The 17,401-nt window shown below is 71.1% G+C and carries 17 protein-coding genes and 1 pseudogene; 8 read left to right on the top strand and 10 right to left on the bottom strand.

Annotation, left to right across the window (positions count from 1 at the left end; genetic code table 11):
- A pseudogene (locus ACK4LS_RS10665) lies at positions 1-530 on the top strand (hypothetical protein); the annotation flags it as partial.
- A gap of 14 nt (positions 531-544) precedes the next feature.
- On the opposite strand, the gene pth reads toward ACK4LS_RS10665, so the two are convergent.
- Positions 545-1,129, bottom strand: coding sequence for an aminoacyl-tRNA hydrolase (gene pth / locus ACK4LS_RS10660; protein ID WP_409716906.1), 585 nt, complete (start codon positions 1,127-1,129; stop codon positions 545-547).
- A 145-nt stretch (positions 1,130-1,274) separates the two neighbouring features.
- Complete coding sequence (locus ACK4LS_RS10655) at positions 1,275-1,913, bottom strand: 50S ribosomal protein L25/general stress protein Ctc (protein WP_409716904.1); 639 nt, start codon at positions 1,911-1,913, stop codon at positions 1,275-1,277.
- Positions 1,914-2,208: 295 nt separating this feature from the next.
- Here ACK4LS_RS10655 and ACK4LS_RS10650 point away from each other — a divergent pair, with 295 nt between their 5' ends.
- On the top strand, positions 2,209-2,334 hold the full coding sequence (locus ACK4LS_RS10650; RefSeq protein ID WP_409716902.1) for a hypothetical protein: 126 nt from the start codon (positions 2,209-2,211) through the stop codon (positions 2,332-2,334).
- A gap of 40 nt (positions 2,335-2,374) precedes the next feature.
- Here the strand turns inward: ACK4LS_RS10650 and ACK4LS_RS10645 are convergent, their stop codons facing one another.
- The 3 genes from ACK4LS_RS10645 to ACK4LS_RS10635 are packed head-to-tail and all read right to left on the bottom strand — an operon-like array spanning position 2,375 to position 5,559.
- On the bottom strand, positions 2,375-3,376 hold the full coding sequence (locus tag ACK4LS_RS10645; protein WP_409716900.1) for a zinc-binding dehydrogenase: 1,002 nt from the start codon (positions 3,374-3,376) through the stop codon (positions 2,375-2,377).
- A gap of 18 nt (positions 3,377-3,394) precedes the next feature.
- Positions 3,395-4,174, bottom strand: a complete 780-nt coding sequence (locus ACK4LS_RS10640; protein WP_409716898.1) for an SDR family oxidoreductase — start codon at positions 4,172-4,174, stop codon at positions 3,395-3,397.
- Positions 4,171-5,559, bottom strand: a complete 1,389-nt coding sequence (locus ACK4LS_RS10635; RefSeq protein WP_409716896.1) for a GntP family permease — start codon at positions 5,557-5,559, stop codon at positions 4,171-4,173. The genes ACK4LS_RS10640 and ACK4LS_RS10635 overlap by 4 nt, the downstream gene beginning before the upstream one ends.
- 139 nt (positions 5,560-5,698) lie before the next feature.
- On the opposite strand from ACK4LS_RS10635, the gene ACK4LS_RS10630 reads away from it, so the two are divergent.
- From ACK4LS_RS10630 to ACK4LS_RS10605, 6 genes are all read left to right on the top strand, one after another.
- The gene (locus ACK4LS_RS10630; RefSeq protein WP_409716894.1) at positions 5,699-6,394 is read left to right on the top strand and encodes a FadR/GntR family transcriptional regulator; all 696 of its coding nucleotides are present in this window, start codon (positions 5,699-5,701) and stop codon (positions 6,392-6,394) included.
- Positions 6,395-6,426: 32 nt separating this feature from the next.
- The gene (locus ACK4LS_RS10625) at positions 6,427-6,990 is read left to right on the top strand and encodes a gluconokinase (protein ID WP_409716893.1); all 564 of its coding nucleotides are present in this window, start codon (positions 6,427-6,429) and stop codon (positions 6,988-6,990) included.
- A gap of 88 nt (positions 6,991-7,078) precedes the next feature.
- Positions 7,079-8,674 carry an NADP-dependent phosphogluconate dehydrogenase gene (gene gndA, locus ACK4LS_RS10620; protein WP_409716891.1) on the top strand — a complete coding sequence of 532 codons (1,596 nt, stop codon included), beginning with the start codon at positions 7,079-7,081 and terminating at the stop codon, positions 8,672-8,674.
- Positions 8,675-8,709: 35 nt separating this feature from the next.
- Positions 8,710-9,177 (top strand): VanZ family protein, encoded by a 468-nt coding sequence (locus ACK4LS_RS10615; RefSeq protein WP_409716889.1) that lies wholly within the window; start codon positions 8,710-8,712, stop codon positions 9,175-9,177.
- Positions 9,178-9,182: 5 nt separating this feature from the next.
- Positions 9,183-9,917 carry a response regulator transcription factor gene (locus ACK4LS_RS10610; protein WP_298877220.1) on the top strand — a complete coding sequence of 245 codons (735 nt, stop codon included), beginning with the start codon at positions 9,183-9,185 and terminating at the stop codon, positions 9,915-9,917.
- Between the two features lie 104 nt (positions 9,918-10,021).
- A complete protein-coding gene (locus ACK4LS_RS10605; protein WP_409716887.1) occupies positions 10,022-11,461 on the top strand; it encodes a sensor histidine kinase in 1,440 nt (479 codons plus the stop codon).
- 238 nt (positions 11,462-11,699) lie between these two features.
- Here ACK4LS_RS10605 and ACK4LS_RS10600 read toward each other — a convergent pair whose 3' ends face one another.
- The 5 genes from ACK4LS_RS10600 to glmU form a co-directional block, all read right to left on the bottom strand.
- Positions 11,700-13,253, bottom strand: a complete 1,554-nt coding sequence (locus ACK4LS_RS10600) for an FAD-dependent oxidoreductase (RefSeq protein WP_409716885.1) — start codon at positions 13,251-13,253, stop codon at positions 11,700-11,702.
- Positions 13,254-13,284: 31 nt separating this feature from the next.
- Positions 13,285-14,160: an FAD:protein FMN transferase gene (locus ACK4LS_RS10595; RefSeq protein WP_409716883.1), complete on the bottom strand. Its 876-nt coding sequence runs from the start codon at positions 14,158-14,160 to the stop codon at positions 13,285-13,287.
- 5 nt (positions 14,161-14,165) lie between these two features.
- Positions 14,166-14,642 (bottom strand): hypothetical protein, encoded by a 477-nt coding sequence (locus ACK4LS_RS10590; protein ID WP_409716881.1) that lies wholly within the window; start codon positions 14,640-14,642, stop codon positions 14,166-14,168.
- Positions 14,643-14,928: 286 nt separating this feature from the next.
- On the bottom strand, positions 14,929-15,963 hold the full coding sequence (locus ACK4LS_RS10585; protein WP_409716879.1) for a ribose-phosphate diphosphokinase: 1,035 nt from the start codon (positions 15,961-15,963) through the stop codon (positions 14,929-14,931).
- Positions 15,953-17,401 carry a bifunctional UDP-N-acetylglucosamine diphosphorylase/glucosamine-1-phosphate N-acetyltransferase GlmU gene (glmU, locus tag ACK4LS_RS10580; RefSeq protein ID WP_409716877.1) on the bottom strand — a complete coding sequence of 483 codons (1,449 nt, stop codon included), beginning with the start codon at positions 17,399-17,401 and terminating at the stop codon, positions 15,953-15,955. Before glmU ends, ACK4LS_RS10585 begins: the two co-directional genes overlap by 11 nt.

The following is a 17,401-nucleotide window of genomic DNA, read 5'->3' as shown; positions in this document are numbered from 1 at the left end:
GACGATCCCCGGTGGCGGCGGCGATCGCCCGCGACAACGCCGCACTGTCGCGGATCGATCGCCGCATCGACGACCTCGACCGGGCCCGGGATGCCGTGGAGACCACCCTTCATCTCGGCCCCCTGCCGGCACTGGCCGGCTTCGGCGTGAGGACGACCGTGATGCAGGAGTCCGAGATCCCCGCGGCCGTACGCCTGCTCCGGGAACGACTCGCGGTCGCGCGCGCAGCCGCGGTCACCTTCGTGTACGACGGAACCACCGACCCGCGGGTCATCACGATCAGCGCGGTGGCGGATGCGCCGGGTGTCGGAACGGACACCGTGCCCGTGATCGTCGCGGCCACCGACACCGGGGCCACGGTCCTGCTCCACGAGCGACCGGTCGACCTCGGCGACGTCTGGGCGACCCTGGATGCCGCCCTTCTGCCGAGGGGACGGCGGGCGACGGGGCCGTATCGTCACGTCGTCCGCCCGGACGGCGCGATCGAGCTCGCGACACCGACTGTCTCGAACGAGGGCCCGCGCGGCTGACGCGGGCGGACGCCTCAGCCGCGCGGCGCGTGGAAACGCTGCTGGGCTGCGACGAGGCCCTCGTCGACCAGCAGCTCCACGGCATCCGCGGCATCCGAGACGAGGATGGGAAGGGTCGTGCGCTCGGTGACGCTGAAGGGGTCGAGCACCCAGTCGGCGGGATCTTGGCGGCCCGCCGGACGGCCGATGCCGACGCGGACGCGCGGGAAATCCGCCGTGCCGAGGGCCTTCGCGACATCGCGGACGCCGTTGTGCCCGCCGTGTCCGCCGCCGGTCTTCACCTTGATCGTGTCGAACGGGATGTCGAGCTCATCGTGCACGACGACGACCCGCTCCGGGTCGGTCCCGTAGAAGCGGGCGAGCCCGGATGCCGGCCCGCCGGACACGTTCATGAAGCTGTTCGGCTTGGCGAGGACCAGCTTGGCCGCTCCGGGCCGCAGCCAGGTTTCGACGACGCGCGCATTGGCTTTGTGCGCGCGGAAAGCCTCTCGACGGCGCGCGGCGAGCTCGTCGACCACCATCTGACCGATGTTGTGCCGGGTCGCCTCGTAGCGCGGTCCGGGGTTGCCGAGTCCCACGATGAGCCAGGTGTCCGCCATGGCATCCATCCTTCCGTACGCGCCGCCGCGTCCGTGCGCGCGACGAGGGGCACCCGGGAGACGCGCTCCCGGGGGCAAAGAGAACGAGGGGGCGCGAAAACGCGCCCCCTCGTCGGTCGCGGATCGCCGGGCGACCCGCGGAGGATCAGTTGCCGTCGCCCTCGGCGCCGGTCTCGGCCTCCTCGGACTGCTCCTCGGCGACCTCGGCGTCGGCCTCGGCGATCTCCTCGTCGGCGGCGATCGTGGCCAGCGGCACGGAGACACCCACGATGAGGGTCTCGGGCTCGGTGACCAGCGTGGCGCCGGCGGGGAGCTTGAGGTCGGCGGCGGTGATCTGCGTGCCGTCCTCGGCACCGTCGACATCGAGCTCGATGTTCTGCGGGATGTGGGTGGCCTCGACCTCGAGCGACACGGTGGTGTTCTCGAGGTTGGCGATGGTGCCGGGGAAGGTCTCGCCCACGACGTTGACGGGAACGTCGACCTGGACCTTCTCGCCCTTGCGGACGACGAGGAGGTCGATGTGCTCGATGATCTGGCGCACGGGGTCTTTCTGGACGTCCTTCACCAGGACGAGCTGGCCCGTGCCCGCGATGTCGAGGTCGAGCAGCGCGTTGGCGCGACGGATGAGCAGCGCGACCTGGTGGCCCGGCAGCGCGACGTGCTGGGGCTCGGTGCCGTGGCCGTAGATGACGGCGGGGATCTTGCCGGCGGCGCGCAGGCGGCGGGCGAAGCCCTTGCCGAAGTTCTCGCGCAGTTCCGCGACGACCTTGTTGTCTTCCGACATGTTGTTCTCCTCGCGGGCTCATGTCCCGCAGCTTGTGAGCGGACAGTGTCCGCGCATGTGTGGTCTGGATTCGACTCGAACGCGAGCGCGTGAGGAAAGCCGGGAGCCTGCATCACCGCGTCGATCACGGATGCCGCGTATGCCCGGTCCGGGCACGGGGGTGGCATCCCTCGCCGAAGTTCCCGGGAAGTCTACCAGCGACCGGGCCGCGCCACGACCGGGGTCTCGGCGGGCGGACACGGCGGTGTCGACGCGACGGTAGGATCGAACGGCCACACCGACCCGGAGGATCATCATGGACAGCGACTTCTTCTCTCACGTCGTGCTCTGGGTCATCGGCGGTATCGCCACGCTCGGCGGCATCGGCTTGATCGGTGCCCTGTTCTCGATGGGTCGCACCGCCTCCTATAAGAAGCACTGACGCCGCCCCACCCCTGCCGCCGGCCGGAGCCCTCCTCGCCTCACAGAGTGAAGACGACCTTGCCCGAGCGCTGGGAATCACGCGCGACGGCGAACGCCTCCTCGGCGTCCTCCAGCGGAAACTCGTGCGTCACGGCGCTCTCGATGCCGGGGTTCGCCGCGAGCAGATCGACCGCGAAGTCGATCTCGTCGTGGAAGCGGAACGCACCGAGGTAGCGCACCTCCTTCGAGATGAAGGGGGCCAGGTTCACCGGCCGCGGGTCGTCGGGCAGCATGCCGACCTGCACGACGGTGCCGCCGGGGCGCACCGCCCTCAGCGCCGTCGATATCGAGACGGGCACTCCCGAGCACTCCAGCACGACCGTGTAGGCGTTCGGCTCGACCGCCGCGGCGGACACGTCGATGGTCGCCGCCGCTCCCAGCGCCGTAGCGCGCTCGAGCGGGCCGGCCAACACGTCGACGGCGGTGACGCGGGCCCCCGCCGCCACGGCCGCGGCGACGGCCATCAGACCGATCGGTCCCGAGCCGGTGACCAGCACCTCGACCCCCGCGACGTCGCCGGCCTTGCCGAGCGCGTGCAGCGCCACCGCGAGAGGCTCGGCCAGCACGGCACGCCGGACCGGCAGCCCGTCCGGAAGCACGCGCACCATGTCGGCCTCGACGACCAGGAACTCCGACGCCGCCCCCTGGGTGTGCGGCCAGGTCGACGCGCTCCCGAGGTAGGAACCCCCCGGCCAGAGGTGCGGCTGCTGCTCGATGCCCGCGCGCGGCGTGCCGAAGCGCGCCGGATGCACGGTGACCGGCGTTCCCTCGGGCAGAGCGCCGGAGGGGTCGAGGTCGATGCGTCCGGCGAGCTCGTGGCCGGGGACCAGGGGCTCTCGCACCACGAAGGCCCCGTTCGCGCCCTCGTAGAAGTAGTGCAGGTCGGACCCGCAGATGCCGACGTACTCCACGCGCAGGCGCACCTGCCCCGCCCCGGGTTCGGGCAGGGCGACCTCGCGGACGGCGGCGGTGAGCGCCTTCTCGATCAGCAGGGACTTCATCGTGGTTCCTCCCGGCGGTCAGACGACCGCCGTCATCCCGCCGTCGACGAAGATGTTCTGCCCCGAGACGAAGCTCGACGCGTCGGACGCGAGGAACAGCAGCGCCCCGCGCAGCTCGTCGACCTCGCCCCACCGGGCGGCGGGGGTGCGCTGCGTCAACCAGCGGGTGAAATCGGGGTCGTCCACCAGGGCGCGGTTCATGTCGGTGGCGAAATACCCCGGGCTCAGCGCGTTGACCTGGATACCGAAGCGCGCGAGGTCGGCGGCCATGCCGGCGGTCAGCTGGGCGACGCCGCCCTTCGTCGCCGAGTACGGCGCGATGGTCTGTCGCGCGAGGCGCGACTGCACGGAGGCGACGTTGACGACCTTGCCCGAGCCGCGCGCGACCATCGCGGGTGTGACGAACCGTGAGACGTAGAACACTCCGGAGAGGTTCGCCGCGACGATGTCGTCCCAGTCGGCGACGGCGAACTCGTGGATCGGCGCCCGGCGCTGCACGCCGGCGTTGTTGACGAGGATGTCGGGGACCCCGACGCGCTCGATCAGGTCGCCCACGGCCGCCTCGACCGCGGCGGCGTCGGCGACGTCGAAGGTCACCGCGTGCGCGGTGCGCCCCGACAGATCCTGAGCCTCGGCGCGCGTTCGTTCGACCGCGGCCGCGTCACGACCGTGCACGACGACCCGGGCCCCGCCGCGCGCCAGGGTCAACGCCAGCGCGCGCCCCAGGCCCCGCGATGACCCCGTGACGAGGGCGAGGCGGTCGGCGACGTCGAACAGATCGGCGTTCGAAGCGGTCACAGCAGCGATCCGACGCCGAACACGAGGAGCGCCGCGACGAAGCCGAGCACCGACTCGATGGCCTGCTGCACGGTCCAGGTCTTCAGCGTGGTCTTGACGTCCATGCCCATCAGGCGGCCCACGAGCCAGAAGCCCGAGTCGTTGACATGGCCGGCGAAGACCGAGCCGGCGGCGGTGGCGAGCGTGATGGCCACGACCTGCAGGGGCGAGAAGTCGCCGGCCATGACGGCCGGGGCGGCCAGGCCCGCGGCGGTGACGAGGGCGACGGTCGCCGAACCCTGCGCCAGGCGCAGGATCACGGCGATGATGTACGCCGCCACGATCACGGGCAGACCGAGGTCGCTCAGGCTGTCGGCGAGGGCGTCGCCGATCCCCGAGGCGCGCAGGACCGCGCCGAACATGCCACCGGCGCCGGTGATGAGGATCACGGATGCCACGGGACCGAGCGCCGAGTCGACGACCTTCTCGAGCGCGGTGCCGTTCTCGCCGCGACGGAACCCGAACACGACGGTGGCCACGAGCACGGTGATGAGCAGGGCGACGGGCGAGTTGCCGAGCAGGATGAGCACCTGCACGAACGTGTTCCCGGTGTCGACCACGCCGGCCGAGCCCAGGGTGGTGAGGCCGGTGTTGAGGAAGATGAGCAGCATCGGCAGCAGCAGCACGGCGATCACGGTCAGGGGCTTGGGCGGGTTGCTCGGCTGATCCGCGTCCACGTCGCCGAAGAGAGCGGGCACGGGAAGGACGATGCGCCGGGCGATGAACTTGCCCCACAGGTAACCCGAGAGGTACCAGATCGGGAAGGCGATGATCAGTCCGACGATGAGGACCAGTCCGAGGTTCGCGCCGTACAGCTCGCTCGCGCTGACGGGACCGGGGTGCGGCGGCAGGAAGACGTGCATGACCGAGAACGCGGCGGCGGCCGGAAGACCGAACAGCAGCACGTTGTTGCCCGAGACGCGACGGGCGATGGCGAAGATGATCGGCAGCATCATCACGAGCCCGGCGTCGAAGAACATCGGGAAGCCGAGGATGAGCGACACGATGCCGAGGGCGAAGGGAGCGCGCTTCTCACCGAAGACGCGCACGAAGGTCTCGGCGAGCGACTGCGCTCCGCCCGAGTGCTCGATCAACCGCCCGAGCATCGCGCCGAGCGCGACGAGCAGGGCCACCGTGCCGAGCGTCCCGCCGAAGCCACCCGTCAGAGTCGACACGATCGCCGACACCGGGATGCCGGCGGCGAACGCCGTGGCGAGGGAAACGATGATGAGCGCGAGGAACGCGTGCACCTTCAGCCAGATGATGAGCACCAGGATGAGCGCGATCGCGCCCGCGGCGATGGCGAGCAGCGGCGCCGCGCCGAGTGTTTGGGTCCAGTCGTCCAAGAGATCTCCGTTGATTCAGGGTGCGCGGCGTCGGGCAAGCTGTTCTTCGACCCGCGCCCACGGTGTGGTCAACGAATCTTCACACAATGATCATATTTTTGACAAGATATGGTCGTACCTAACGACCTAAGGAGGGGTCATGGCCCGAGCGTCGCACGGCTCGTTGGTGGACGCCGTCGGTACGCGCATCGTCGACGGAGACCTCGCCGCGGGCCGCGTCCTGACCCTCGCCGCCCTGGAGGCCGAGTACGGCGTCTCGCGCACCGTCGTGCGCGAAGCCGTACGTGTGCTGGAGGCGATGGGCATGCTCGAACAGCGCCGCCGGGTCGGCATCACCGTCCGCCCGGCCGCGGACTGGAGCGCGCTGGACACCCGACTCATCGGATGGCAGCTGGCCGGTCGACGCCGGGACCAGCTCATCGTCAACACGACGGAGCTCCGCGCCGCGATCGAGCCCGTGGCCGCGCGACTCAGCGCCCGGCGCGCGACCGACCTGCAACGCGGCGAGATCCTGCGCCTGGCCGACGAGCTCGCGCGTCTCGGCGCTGCCGGTCTCGGCAACTCGCCGGAGTATCTCGCGGCCGACATCGCCTTCCACGATCTGATCCTCATCTCCAGCGGCAACCTCATGCTCGCCGCGGCGCGCGCCCCCATCGCCGCCGCGATCGAGGGGCGCGCGATGCACGGCCTGACCCCCGGCATCCCGAACCCCGACGCGCTCGACAACCACGTCGAGACCGCCGCCGCGATCGGTCGCGCCGACGCCGACGCCGCCGAGGAGCACACGCGGCGTTACGTCGCCGCGGTCCTGACCGAAGTCCGTCGCACGATCTGACCACCGACCACCCTCGTCGAGGAGGACAATCCATGACCGCTCCCGTTCCCGTCCTGGTCTTCATGGGCCCCGCCGGTACCGGCAAGTCGACCGTCGCCGGCATGCTCGCCGGCCGCCTGGGGTGGGACTTCCAGGAGGGCGACGACCTGCATCCGTCCGAGAACGTCGCCAAGATGGCCGCGGGACACGCGCTCGACGACGACGACCGCTGGCCGTGGCTCGACCGCGTCGCCGCGTGGATGGACGGACAGATCGCCGCCGGACGCCCCGGCATCATCACGTGTTCCGCCCTCAAGCGCAGCTATCGCGACGTGCTCCGACGCGACGACGTGACCTTCGTCCTGCTCATGGGCGACCCCGCCCTCGTGCGCGAGCGACTTCTGCGCCGGCAGGGGCACTACATGCCGCCGTCGCTGTTGCACTCCCAGTTCGACACCCTCGAGATGCCGGACGCCGACGAGCGGGCGATCCGCGTCGATCTCGACCTGACGCCACTGCAGCAGGTGCAGGAGGTCGTGGCGCGACTGGGACTGATCGCCGCGTCGGCCCCGGACGGGTCGGGCGGCAGCGCCTCCGCCCCCGGCGCCACCCCCTGAAACACGCACGGGTCGAGCCGATACAGTGGCGGAGGCGGCCCGTGTGCGTTCGCCCACCCCTTCCTCGCACCCGAATACGGAGCAACGAATGACGTCGACCCCCTCCCCGACCGGACCCTCGACCGATCAGGACCAGTCCCCCCACGAGGCCGCGCAGGTGCACGAAGGTGCACCCGGCATCGAGGAGGTCGAGCGCCCGACCGCCGCGGCCGACTCCCGCCCCGAGGGCGAGGGCGACGGCCGCGCCAACATCGGCGTCGTCGGTCTGGCCGTGATGGGCTCGAACCTCGCCCGCAACCTCGCCAGCCGCGAGGGAAACACGGTGGCCGTGTTCAACCGCAGCTCCGACAAGACCGAGCACCTCGTCGAGCAGCACCCCGAGGCGAACTTCGTCGCGTCCTTCTCGTACGAGGACTTCGCCGCGTCGCTGTCGAAGCCGCGCACGGCGATCATCATGGTCAAGGCCGGTCGCCCCACGGACTTCGTCATCGACGAGCTCGTCAAGGTGTTCGAGCCCGGCGACATCATCGTCGACGGCGGCAACGCCCTTTTCACCGACACCATCCGCCGCGAGAAGGCCGTGCGCGACACCGGCATCAACTACGTGGGCATGGGCGTCTCCGGCGGCGAGGAGGGTGCCCTGCTGGGCCCCTCGATCATGCCCGGCGGCTCCGACGAGGCGTGGACCACGCTCGGTCCGATCCTGACCTCGATCGCCGCGGTCGCCGAGGGCGAGCCGTGCGTCACCCACGTCGGACACGACGGTGCGGGGCACTTCGTGAAGATGGTGCACAACGGCATCGAGTACGCCGACATGCAGCTCATCGCCGAGGCCTACGACCTCATCCGCCGCGCGACGGGCAAGTCCCCCGCCGAGATCGCCGACGTCTTCGCCGAGTGGAACCGCGGCGAGCTGGAGTCCTACCTCATCGAGATCACCGCCGAGGTGCTGCGCCAGACCGACGCCGACACGGGCGAGCCCCTCGTCGACGTGATCCTCGACCAGGCCGGCGCCAAGGGCACCGGTGCCTGGACCGTGCAGACCGCCCTCGACCTGGGCGTGCCCGTCTCCGGCATCGCGGAGGCCACCTTCGCGCGCTCGCTGTCGAGCCACCCCGAGCAGCGCGAGGTCTCGCGCGAGCTCCCCGGTCCCTCCGGCACCGACGTGCTCGCGGGCGAGGATGCCGATGCCTTCATCGAGCAGGTGCGCCTGGCGCTGTACGCCTCGAAGATCGTCGCGTACTCGCAGGGCTTCGACGAGATCCGCGCCGGGGCAGCTCAGTACGACTGGAACATCGACCTGGGCGCCGTGTCGAAGATCTGGCGCGGCGGCTGCATCATCCGCGCGCAGTTCCTCAACCGCATCGCCGAGGCGTACGACGCCGAGGCCGAACTGCCCGTGCTGCTGACGGCGCCCTACTTCGTCGAGGCACTCGGTCGGGCTCAGGACGCATGGCGCCACATCGTCTCGCTGTCGGCCGCGAGCGGCATCCCCGCCCCCGCGTTCAGCTCGTCGCTGGCGTACTACGACGGCCTGCGCGCCGAGCGCCTGCCCGCCGCCCTCATCCAGGGCCAGCGCGACTTCTTCGGCGCGCACACCTACCGTCGTATCGACAAGGAGGGCACCTTCCACACCCTCTGGTCGGGCGACCGCACCGAGATCGAGGCCGAGGACACGCACTGAGAACGGCGTGCTGACCGCCGAGTGCTGAGGCATCCATGACGAAACGGCGACGGGCGATGCTCGTCGCCGTTTCGTGCGTCTACGCCCTCGGGGTGTGGTGGATGACGCTGCGCCCGTCGATCTACGACGCCGAGGTGGGCGGCATCCTGGGCCGCGTGCTCGCCGCGCTCCGCGCCTGGCCCGCGACGGCCTGGATCACCTTCGACGTGGTCGAGTCGGCCGCGAACGTGGCGATGTTCGTCCCCCTGGGGGCGTTGGCGATCGCCTGGCGTCGGCCGTGGTGGCACGGCATCCTGATCGGGGTGGGCGTGAGCGCGGCGATCGAGACGATCCAGTCGCTGTTCCTGCCCACGCGGGTGGCCGACGTGGGCGACGTCGTCGCCAACGCCGCAGGAACCGCTCTCGGGGTGGGGCTCGCGCTGCTGCTCAGCCGACGGATCCGTCGCTCTCAGGAAGCCCATAACCCGCGCCATAGAAAGCTCATAGATACGGGCGCACAATGAGTGCCATGACCGCGACCGCCGCCGCCCCCGCCTTCACCCGCCCCGACGGGAGCGCGCTGCGCGTGCTCGTCGTCGACGACGAGCAGATGCTCACCGACCTGCTGTCGATGGCGCTGCGCATGGAGGGCTGGGAGGTCAAGACCGCCGGCTCCGGTTTCGACGCCCTGACGGCCGCCCGCGACTTCGAACCGGATGCCATGGTGCTCGACATCATGATGCCCGACCTCGACGGCATGGCCGTGCTGCAGCGCCTGCGCCACTCGGGCAACGACGTGCCGGTGCTCTTCCTCACCGCGAAGGACGCCGTGGCCGACCGCGTCGCGGGCTTGACGGCCGGCGGCGACGACTACGTCACGAAGCCTTTCAGCCTCGAGGAGGTCGTGGCGCGCCTGCGAGGGCTCATGCGTCGCGCGGGTACGGCGCTCACACGCGACTCCGAGCCCATCCTGCGCGTGGGCGACCTGTCCCTCAACGAAGACAGCCACGAGGTCGTGCGCGGCGACCGCGAGATCGAGCTCACCGCGACCGAATTCGAGCTCCTGCGCTTCCTCATGCGCAACCAGCGCCGCGTGGTGTCGAAGGCGCAGATCCTCGACCGCGTGTGGAACTACGACTTCGGCGGGCGCTCCAGCGTCGTCGAGCTGTACATCTCGTACCTGCGCAAGAAGATCGACGCCGGCAACGAGCCGCTCATCCACACCGTGCGCGGCGTCGGTTACATGATCAAAGCCCCCCAGTGAGCCTCCCCCCGCGGCCGGCTCCCCCGGCTCCCCTGCGCGCGCCCGACGCTCCGACGCGCCTCGGACGACTGCGGCATCGACCGTGGACCCTGCAGGCGCGACTGATGACGGCGGTCATCGGGATGGTGGCGTTCATCCTGGTGATGATCGGCATCTCCACCAGCGCCATCCTGAGCCAGGTGCTGCTGTACAACCTCGACGCCTCGGTCACTGACACGGCCTCTTCGCTCCAGACCCGGGTGGTGTTCCAGAACAGCGCCGAGGACGTCCTCGAATCCGGGCGCTTCCCCAATGGCACGCTGCTGGTGATGAACACCCGGTCCGGCGTCTCGGGGGCGGTCGTGGGCGACACCGCCGTGCGAGCCCTCACCACCGACGATCTCGGGCAGATCGCCGACAGCCTGCGATCGGTCGATCCCACGGCGCAGACCGTGGACCTGCCCAACCTCGGCGAATACCTCGTGCGCACCTTCCCCTCCCCCGGGGGAGACGCCCTGTTCCTCGTGGGTCTGCCGCTGTCGAACGTCACGGGGACCATCGGTGCGATCCTGACCACCGTCGCCCTCGTGACGGCGGGCGGCCTGCTGCTCCTCGCCGTCGTCATCGCCATCGTCATCCGTCTGGGGCTTCGGCCGCTTCGCTCGGTCGCCGAGACGGCAACGCGCGTGGCCTCCCTGCGCATGGACCAGGGCGACGTGTCGATCACCGAACGCGTGCCCGCCGACCAGGTCGACGACCACACCGAGATCGGCCAGGTCGGGGCGGCGCTGAACACGCTGCTCGACCGCGTCGACGCCTCCCTGTCGGCCCGTCAACGCAACGAGGAGCTCATGCGCCGGTTCGTGGCGGATGCCAGTCACGAGCTGCGCACGCCCCTGGCATCCATCCGCGGGTTCTCGGAGCTGTCGCTGCGCGCGATGCGCCAGGCCCAGGACGACGAGAGCCGCCAGCGAACGGCCATGGCGGTGGAGACGACCGAGCAGTCGCTGGAGCGCATCCAGGCGCAGTCGCTGCGCATGACGACACTCGTCGAGGACCTGCTCTTGCTCGCCCGCCTCGACGAGGGGCAGGAGCTGGTCTACGGATCGGTCGATCTCACGCAGATCGCCGTGGAGGCCGTCGGCGACGCCCGTCCGGCCGGACCCGACCACTCGTGGACGATCGACGTCCCCGATCAACCCGTCGAACTCGCGGGCGATGCGTCCCGCCTGCACCAGGTGATCGCGAACCTGCTGGCCAATGCCCGCACGCACACCCCGGCGGGAAGCCATGTGACCGTCTCGGTCGCCCACGAGGGCGGCGAAGCGGTGCTGCGCGTGCACGACGACGGGCCCGGCATCGATCCCTCCGTGGCCTCGCAGCTGTTCGAGCGCTTCGCGCGGGCCGACCGCTCGCGCGACCGCAAGACGGGCGGCACCGGCCTGGGTCTGTCGATCGCGCGCGCGATCGTGGATGCGCACCACGGCTCGATCACCGTGCGCAGCAGCCCGGGCGACACCACGTTCGAGGTGCGCCTGCCGGCGAAGCCGGCGGATCCGGCCTGACCACGTCGGCATAGACCGTCGTCGGCTCCGGGACGACGGATCAGACGGGGCCGGTGGAAGCGGAGCCCGCTCGGCGCCCGATCGTGCCGCCGGCGCCGACGGTGCGCCGGCCGGGCGCGCGGGCTCGCCCGGAGACGGTCCACCGAAGCGATCATGCAGGGTGAGCCCTCGACCGCCGCCGCACGAGACCCGAGCGCAGACGCCCGCTCCCCTGCGACGGCGCCCACTCCACCCGGAGTCAGTACCCCGCGAACGCGTCGGTCGTGAGCGACTTCGCCTTCGCCAGCGCGGGCGCGAGGTCGGCGATGAGCCGCGGCGGGCCCGAGACGTAGGCCGCGCGCGCGGCGAGGTCGGGCACCGCGCGCTGCAGCGCCTCGGCATCCACCCGGTCGGGTCCGGCCCACGTCCATCCCGCCGGCAGGTCGCGGGGCTCGTCGCGCGAGAACACCACGACCGGGATGCCGCCGGCGGCGATGTCGTCGCGGAATGCGAGCTCCGCGGCCTCCGAGACGACGTACACGAGCACCGCGTCGCGGCGCTGACCCGTCGCGGCCAGGTGGCGCAGCTGGGAGATGAACGGCGTCACGCCGATGCCCGCCGCGAGCATGAGGACGGGGGCCGTCGGTCGCGCCGGCAGCACGAAGTCGCCCCACACCCCCGTCACCGCGAGCGTCGAGCCGTGCTCGACGGCGGCCAGGGCGCGCTTGTACGACGACTGCGACCCCTCCTTGAACGCGATGCGCACCTCGGGAAGATCTTCCGGTGCCGACGCGATCGAGAACTCGCGGCGCGTTCCCCGGGCATCGGGCCGGCGATGCGGCACGTCGAGCTCGAGGTACTGGCCCGGAGAGAACGAGAAGGGACGAGCCGCATGGAACATCAACTCGCGCACGGTGGGCGTCAGATCGCGCCGCCGCTCGACGCGCAGTCGCACCGCCGCCCGCAGGCAGAACAGGAACGCGAGCAGGTTGCCGAGCAGGAGAGCCCTCTCCTGGCCGAGGGTGATGTCGCCGACGGGGAGCGGCCAGCCGGCCAGCACGCCGACGACGACCGCGACGGCGAGCTGCTGCACGCGACGCGGGGGCAGCGTGAGCGGTTCCGAGAGCATGAACGCCCCGAGGAAGAGGAACGGCGACGAGAACGCCACCTGCAGCAGGACGGCGGGCACGTCGACGGGGAAACCGGCGGCGGTGAACTGGATCGTCGTGCGCACCAACGCCACGGTCATCGCCACGACCCAGAACGTCGCGACGATCGGCAGCTTGTCGGTGCGCAGCAGCAGGAGCACGCCGAGCACGATCACGGGACCCGCGAGCCACGGCGAGCCGACCCACCACGCCGACGAGCCGAGATCGGGCGCCCAGATGCTCACGATCGTCAGCACCGTCGCCCCGGTGGCGGCGGGGTTGAACACATGGCGCCCGCGCCACACCAGCAGGTACTTCGACGCGGATGCCACAACACCGGCGAGCACGAGACCGGCCAGGCCCAGCGGCTCGACGCTCGGCCGCAGCACGAACAGGAGGATCGCGGCCGTGATGAGCGAGGACTCCAGCCGCCGCGGCATCCGGAGCACGCTCTGCGCGGCGAGGTCGGTCACCGCGCACGCCACCGCCAGCACGACCGCGCTGACCACGAGTTCGAGCGGATCGGGGACCACGAGCCCCGCGAACGAGAGCGCGAGCGAGATCGCCGTGAGCAGGCCGAGAGAGGCCAGGACGAGTCGGTACATCGACACGCGGCCGACCAGACCGCGCACGCGGGTCGAGCCGGCGGTGAGCGTGGTGCTCATGACAGGGGTCCCTTCCGAGGGGTGAAGACGATCAGGTGAAGATCTCGCCCGCGAAACCGGGCGACCATTCGACGCGGCCGTCGGTGCGCATGCGCACCCACGGGGCATCCCAGGATGCCGCGAGCTCCGGGCCGCCGTCGAAGAACAGCGCGGTGGCCAGGGCGTCGGCGCGCATCGCGGTCTCGGCCAGCGCCCAGGTCGCCGCATAGGCGCGCACGGGCGCGCCGGTGCGCGCGTCGAGGACGTGGTGCAGACCCTCGCCCCACGCGCGGCGGTTGATCGCCGAAGCGCACAGCGCGCCGTCGGTCACGGTGACGACGCCGATCGCGCGGGTGGCGTCGAACGGGTGCTCGAGGGCCACGCGCACCGGCGCGCCGCGCGCCGCCAGATCCCCCGACGCGTCGACGACGACGTCGCCCTCGACGTGCGGGCGAAGAGCGTCGATCACGAGGTCGACGAGCCGCCCCTTGCCCACCGCTCCGACGTCGATCGTCGCCGGCCTGCTGAGGGTCAACGGGCCGTCCCAGGACAGGACGTCGCGCCACACCGGGGCCGGCTGCGGCCCGCCCGCGGGCGCCAGGCTCACTCGCGCGTCATAGCCCAGCCGGGCGAGCGCGTCGCCGACCAGAGGGTTGACCGCCCCGCCCGTCGCGGCGTCGAGCTCGTCGTACAGCGAGAACATGGCATCCGCGTCGCCCGGGGCGGGAACGGATGCCGCACGGCCGTGAGCGAGCGCTGAGACCAGCGAGTCGTCGCGGAACCGCGACCACTCGCGATCGAAGCGTTCGATCACGACCGACACCGCGTCGCGGGCGAGCGGCGGCAGGGGGACCGCTGTGTCGATCGCCCACGACGTGCCGATCGCGTCGAAGGTCCACTGCGAACCCCTCGCGGCCGGCGTCGTCACGATCGTCAGGCCTTGGCCTCGGACTTGATCGCGCCGACCGCGTCGTTGAAGCCGCCGCTCGTCAGCGACGAGCCGGCGACCTTGCTGACCGAGATCTCGTCGAGCTTCTTGCCGACGACCTCGTCCTGGATGCCGCCGATGAACTCGCTCTGGTAGCGCTTGGATTCCGCGGCCTGCGGGTCGCCCGTCACCTCGACGGCGGTGACGGTGTCACCGGCGAGCGTGAGGGTGACGTCGATGGTCTCGACGCTCTCGGGCGTGGCGTACTGGCCCGTGGCCTCGTAGGTGCCGTCGGCGTACGTGCCGGTCGAGCCCGACCCCGCGTTCGGCGCCGCCGAGGCGGCGGGAGCCGGGGCGGACTCGGCGGGAGCGGCGGCGTCGGTCGTGCCGCCCGAGCACCCGGCCAGGGTCACGATGCCGGCCACGCCCAGCAGGGCGGTGCCGATGCGGACGGGACGGGGTACGGCTGTGGTGCGGATCATGAGGGTCCTCTCTCGGTCGTGCCTCGCGGCGCGTGCATGCTCACGGTAGGGACACGACCTTGGTCGCCACCCGGTTCATTGTTTGTGCGAGCTATGAGCGGGGCTCCCGCGGCGGGTCCGGATGCCGCGCGTGATCTCCGCGATCTGCACAACCTCAGTCGGCATCCGTCGAATCGAACGGACTTTGCGCGAATCGCGGAGGATGCGGCACTCGTCCGAGCGGATCCCGGAACGAACTCGGCCACCTCCTTGGCGAGGAGATGGCCGAGCGCAGGACGGTGCGTGCTTACGCGTCGCCGCCGAACATGCTCGTGACCGACCCGTCTTCGAACACCTCGCGGATGGCGCGGGCCAGGAGGGGGGCGATGGGCAGGACCGTGAGCCGGTCGAAGCGACGTTCCGCGGCCAGCGGGACGGTGTCGGTGACCACGACCTCGTCGATCGCGGGGTCCTGCAGCCGTTCGGTGGCGGGGTCGCTGAAGATCGCGTGGGTGGCCGCGACGATGACCTTGCGGGCGCCACTGGCCTTGAGCGCCTGGGCGGCCTTCTGGATCGTGCCGCCGGTGTCGATCATGTCGTCGACGAGCAGGCACGTACGGCCGTGGACGTCACCGACGATCTCGTGCACCGAGACCTGGTTGGCGACCTTCGGGTCGCGACGCTTGTGGATGATGGCGAGCGGCGCACCGAGGCTGTCCGACCATGTGTCGGCCACGCGCACGCGGCCCATGTCGGGCGAGACCACCGTGAGGGTCTCGCGGTCTTCGCCGGTGAGGCCCTGCTCGAAGTGCTCGAGGAGCACCGGCTTGGCGAACAGGTGGTCGACGGGGCCGTCGAAGAAGCCCTGGATCTGCGCGGCGTGCAGGTCGACGCTCATGATGCGGTCGGCGCCGGCGGTCTTCAGCAGATCGGCGACCAGACGGGCGCTGATGGGCTCGCGGCCGCGGCCCTTCTTGTCTTGACGCGAATACGGGAAGTACGGCGCGACGACCGTGATGCGCTTGGCCGAGGCGCGCTTGAGGGCGTCGAGCATGATGAGCAGCTCCATCAGCCACTCGTTGACCGGCGGTCCGAACGACTGCACGACGAACACGTCGCATCCGCGGATCGACACTTCGAAGCGGGTGTAGATCTCGCCCGAGGCGAAGGTGCGGTGCTCGGTGGGGGCGAGTTCGGTGCCCAGGTGCTGGGCGACCTGTGCCGCCAGCTCGGGGTGCGAGCGACCCGAGGCGACGACGAGACGCTTCTTGGTCTTGGCGACGAGCCCGGGGGCGATGCCGTTGTCGCGGTCGAGGTCTACACGATTCTTCTTACGAGCCATCGGCCGCTTCCTGTTCAGCCCGGGCCCGAGCAGCCACGTCGGCCGCCGCGGTACCCGGTCGGTTCTTCTCGACCCACCCCTCGACGTTGCGCTGGGGTGCCACGCTGAGCGCCAGAGCACCGGCCGGGACGTCTTTACGGATCACGGCACCGGCACCCGTTTTCGCGCCCGCTCCAATCGTAACCGGCGCGACGAACACGTTGTGCGAGCCGCTGTGCACCTCGTCGCCGATGACGGTGCGGTGCTTGGCGATGTCGTCGTAGTTCGCGGTGATCGTGCCCGCGCCCAGGTTCACGCCGCGGCCGATCTCGGTGTCGCCGATGTACGACAGGTGGGGGACCTTGCTGCCCTCGCCGATCGAGGAGTTCTTCACCTCGACGAAGGTGCCGACCTTGCCCCTGACGCCCACACGCGCGTTGGGGCGGAGGTAGGCGAAGGGGCCGACCGTGGCGCCGGCCTCGACGACGGCGAGGGTGCCGTCGGTGCGGGTGATGGTCGCGCCCTCTCCCACCTCGCAGTCGAGCAGGCTCGTGTCGGGCCCGATCGTCGCGCCCGAGGCGATGACCGTCGCTCCGCGCACGTGGGTGTTGGGCAGGATCGTCACGTCGGGGGCCAGCGTGGCGGTCACGTCGATCCAGGTCGTGGCCGGGTCGACGACGGTCACGCCCTCGAGCTGCCAGCGCCGGACCGTGCGCGCGTTGAGCGTGCGCCCCGCCTCCGACAGCTGCACGCGGTCGTTCACCCCGAGTGCGGCCGACGCGTCGGCGGTGACGGATGCCGCGACCCCCAGCTGCGCGTCGCGCAGCAGCCCGATCACGTCGGTGAGGTACTTCTCACCCTGCGCGTTCGCGGTGCCCACGAGCGCGAGCTGCCGGCGCAACGGCGCCGCCTGGAAGACGTAGACGCCCACGTTGATTTCGCCGACCGCGGCCTCGTCGGCCGTGGCATCTTTCTGCTCCACGATGCGGCGGACGGCGTCGGCCTCGTCGCGCAGGATGCGGCCGTAGCCGAAGGGCTGGTCGACGCGGGCGCTCAGGAGCGTCACGGCGCTGCCGCCCGTACGGTGGGTGGCGAGCAGCTCGGTGAGCGTGCCGGTCTCGAGCAGCGGCACGTCGGCACTGAGCACGAGCACGTCGCCGTCGAAGCCGTCGAGCGCGTCGAGCGCGACCTCGACCGCCCGGCCGGTGCCGGGGACCTCGTCTTGATCGACGATCACGACGCCGGGGGCCAGCTCCGTCACCGCCTCGGCGACGAGCTCGCGCTCGTGACGCACCACCACGACGATGCGCGCGGGATCCAGCGACGCCGCGGTGTCGAGCACGTGGCCGACGAGCGGGCGACCGCCGACCGGATGCAACACCTTGGGGAGTCGGGAGCGCATGCGCGTGCCCTGACCCGCGGCGAGGACGACGACGGCCAACTCGGTCGGTGATGTCAT

Origin of the sequence: Microbacterium sp. (genome assembly GCF_046295495.1) — a bacterium.
GTDB lineage: Bacteria > Actinomycetota > Actinomycetes > Actinomycetales > Microbacteriaceae > Microbacterium.
Note: the sequence above shows the minus strand (reverse complement) of the source record. Positions and strands in the feature narration are given on the sequence as shown.

Excerpts from the sequence above, each read along its gene's own strand:
- gndA (WP_409716891.1), top strand. The coding sequence starts at position 7,079 with ATGACGTCGACCCCCTCCCCGACCGGACCCTCGACCGATCAGGACCAG.
- ACK4LS_RS10630 (WP_409716894.1), top strand. The coding sequence starts at position 5,699 with ATGGCCCGAGCGTCGCACGGCTCGTTGGTGGACGCCGTCGGTACGCGC.
- ACK4LS_RS10655 (WP_409716904.1), bottom strand. The coding sequence starts at position 1,913 with ATGTCGGAAGACAACAAGGTCGTCGCGGAACTGCGCGAGAACTTCGGC.
- ACK4LS_RS10610 (WP_298877220.1), top strand. The coding sequence starts at position 9,183 with ATGACCGCGACCGCCGCCGCCCCCGCCTTCACCCGCCCCGACGGGAGC.
- ACK4LS_RS10615 (WP_409716889.1), top strand. The coding sequence starts at position 8,710 with ATGACGAAACGGCGACGGGCGATGCTCGTCGCCGTTTCGTGCGTCTAC.
- ACK4LS_RS10605 (WP_409716887.1), top strand. The coding sequence starts at position 10,022 with ATGACGGCGGTCATCGGGATGGTGGCGTTCATCCTGGTGATGATCGGC.
- pth (WP_409716906.1), bottom strand. The coding sequence starts at position 1,129 with ATGGCGGACACCTGGCTCATCGTGGGACTCGGCAACCCCGGACCGCGC.
- ACK4LS_RS10590 (WP_409716881.1), bottom strand. The coding sequence starts at position 14,642 with ATGATCCGCACCACAGCCGTACCCCGTCCCGTCCGCATCGGCACCGCC.
- ACK4LS_RS10585 (WP_409716879.1), bottom strand. The coding sequence starts at position 15,963 with ATGGCTCGTAAGAAGAATCGTGTAGACCTCGACCGCGACAACGGCATC.
- ACK4LS_RS10600 (WP_409716885.1), bottom strand. The coding sequence starts at position 13,253 with ATGAGCACCACGCTCACCGCCGGCTCGACCCGCGTGCGCGGTCTGGTC.
- ACK4LS_RS10625 (WP_409716893.1), top strand. The coding sequence starts at position 6,427 with ATGACCGCTCCCGTTCCCGTCCTGGTCTTCATGGGCCCCGCCGGTACC.
- ACK4LS_RS10645 (WP_409716900.1), bottom strand. The coding sequence starts at position 3,376 with ATGAAGTCCCTGCTGATCGAGAAGGCGCTCACCGCCGCCGTCCGCGAG.
- ACK4LS_RS10650 (WP_409716902.1), top strand. The coding sequence starts at position 2,209 with ATGGACAGCGACTTCTTCTCTCACGTCGTGCTCTGGGTCATCGGCGGT.
- glmU (WP_409716877.1), bottom strand. The coding sequence starts at position 17,401 with ATGACATCACCGACCGAGTTGGCCGTCGTCGTCCTCGCCGCGGGTCAG.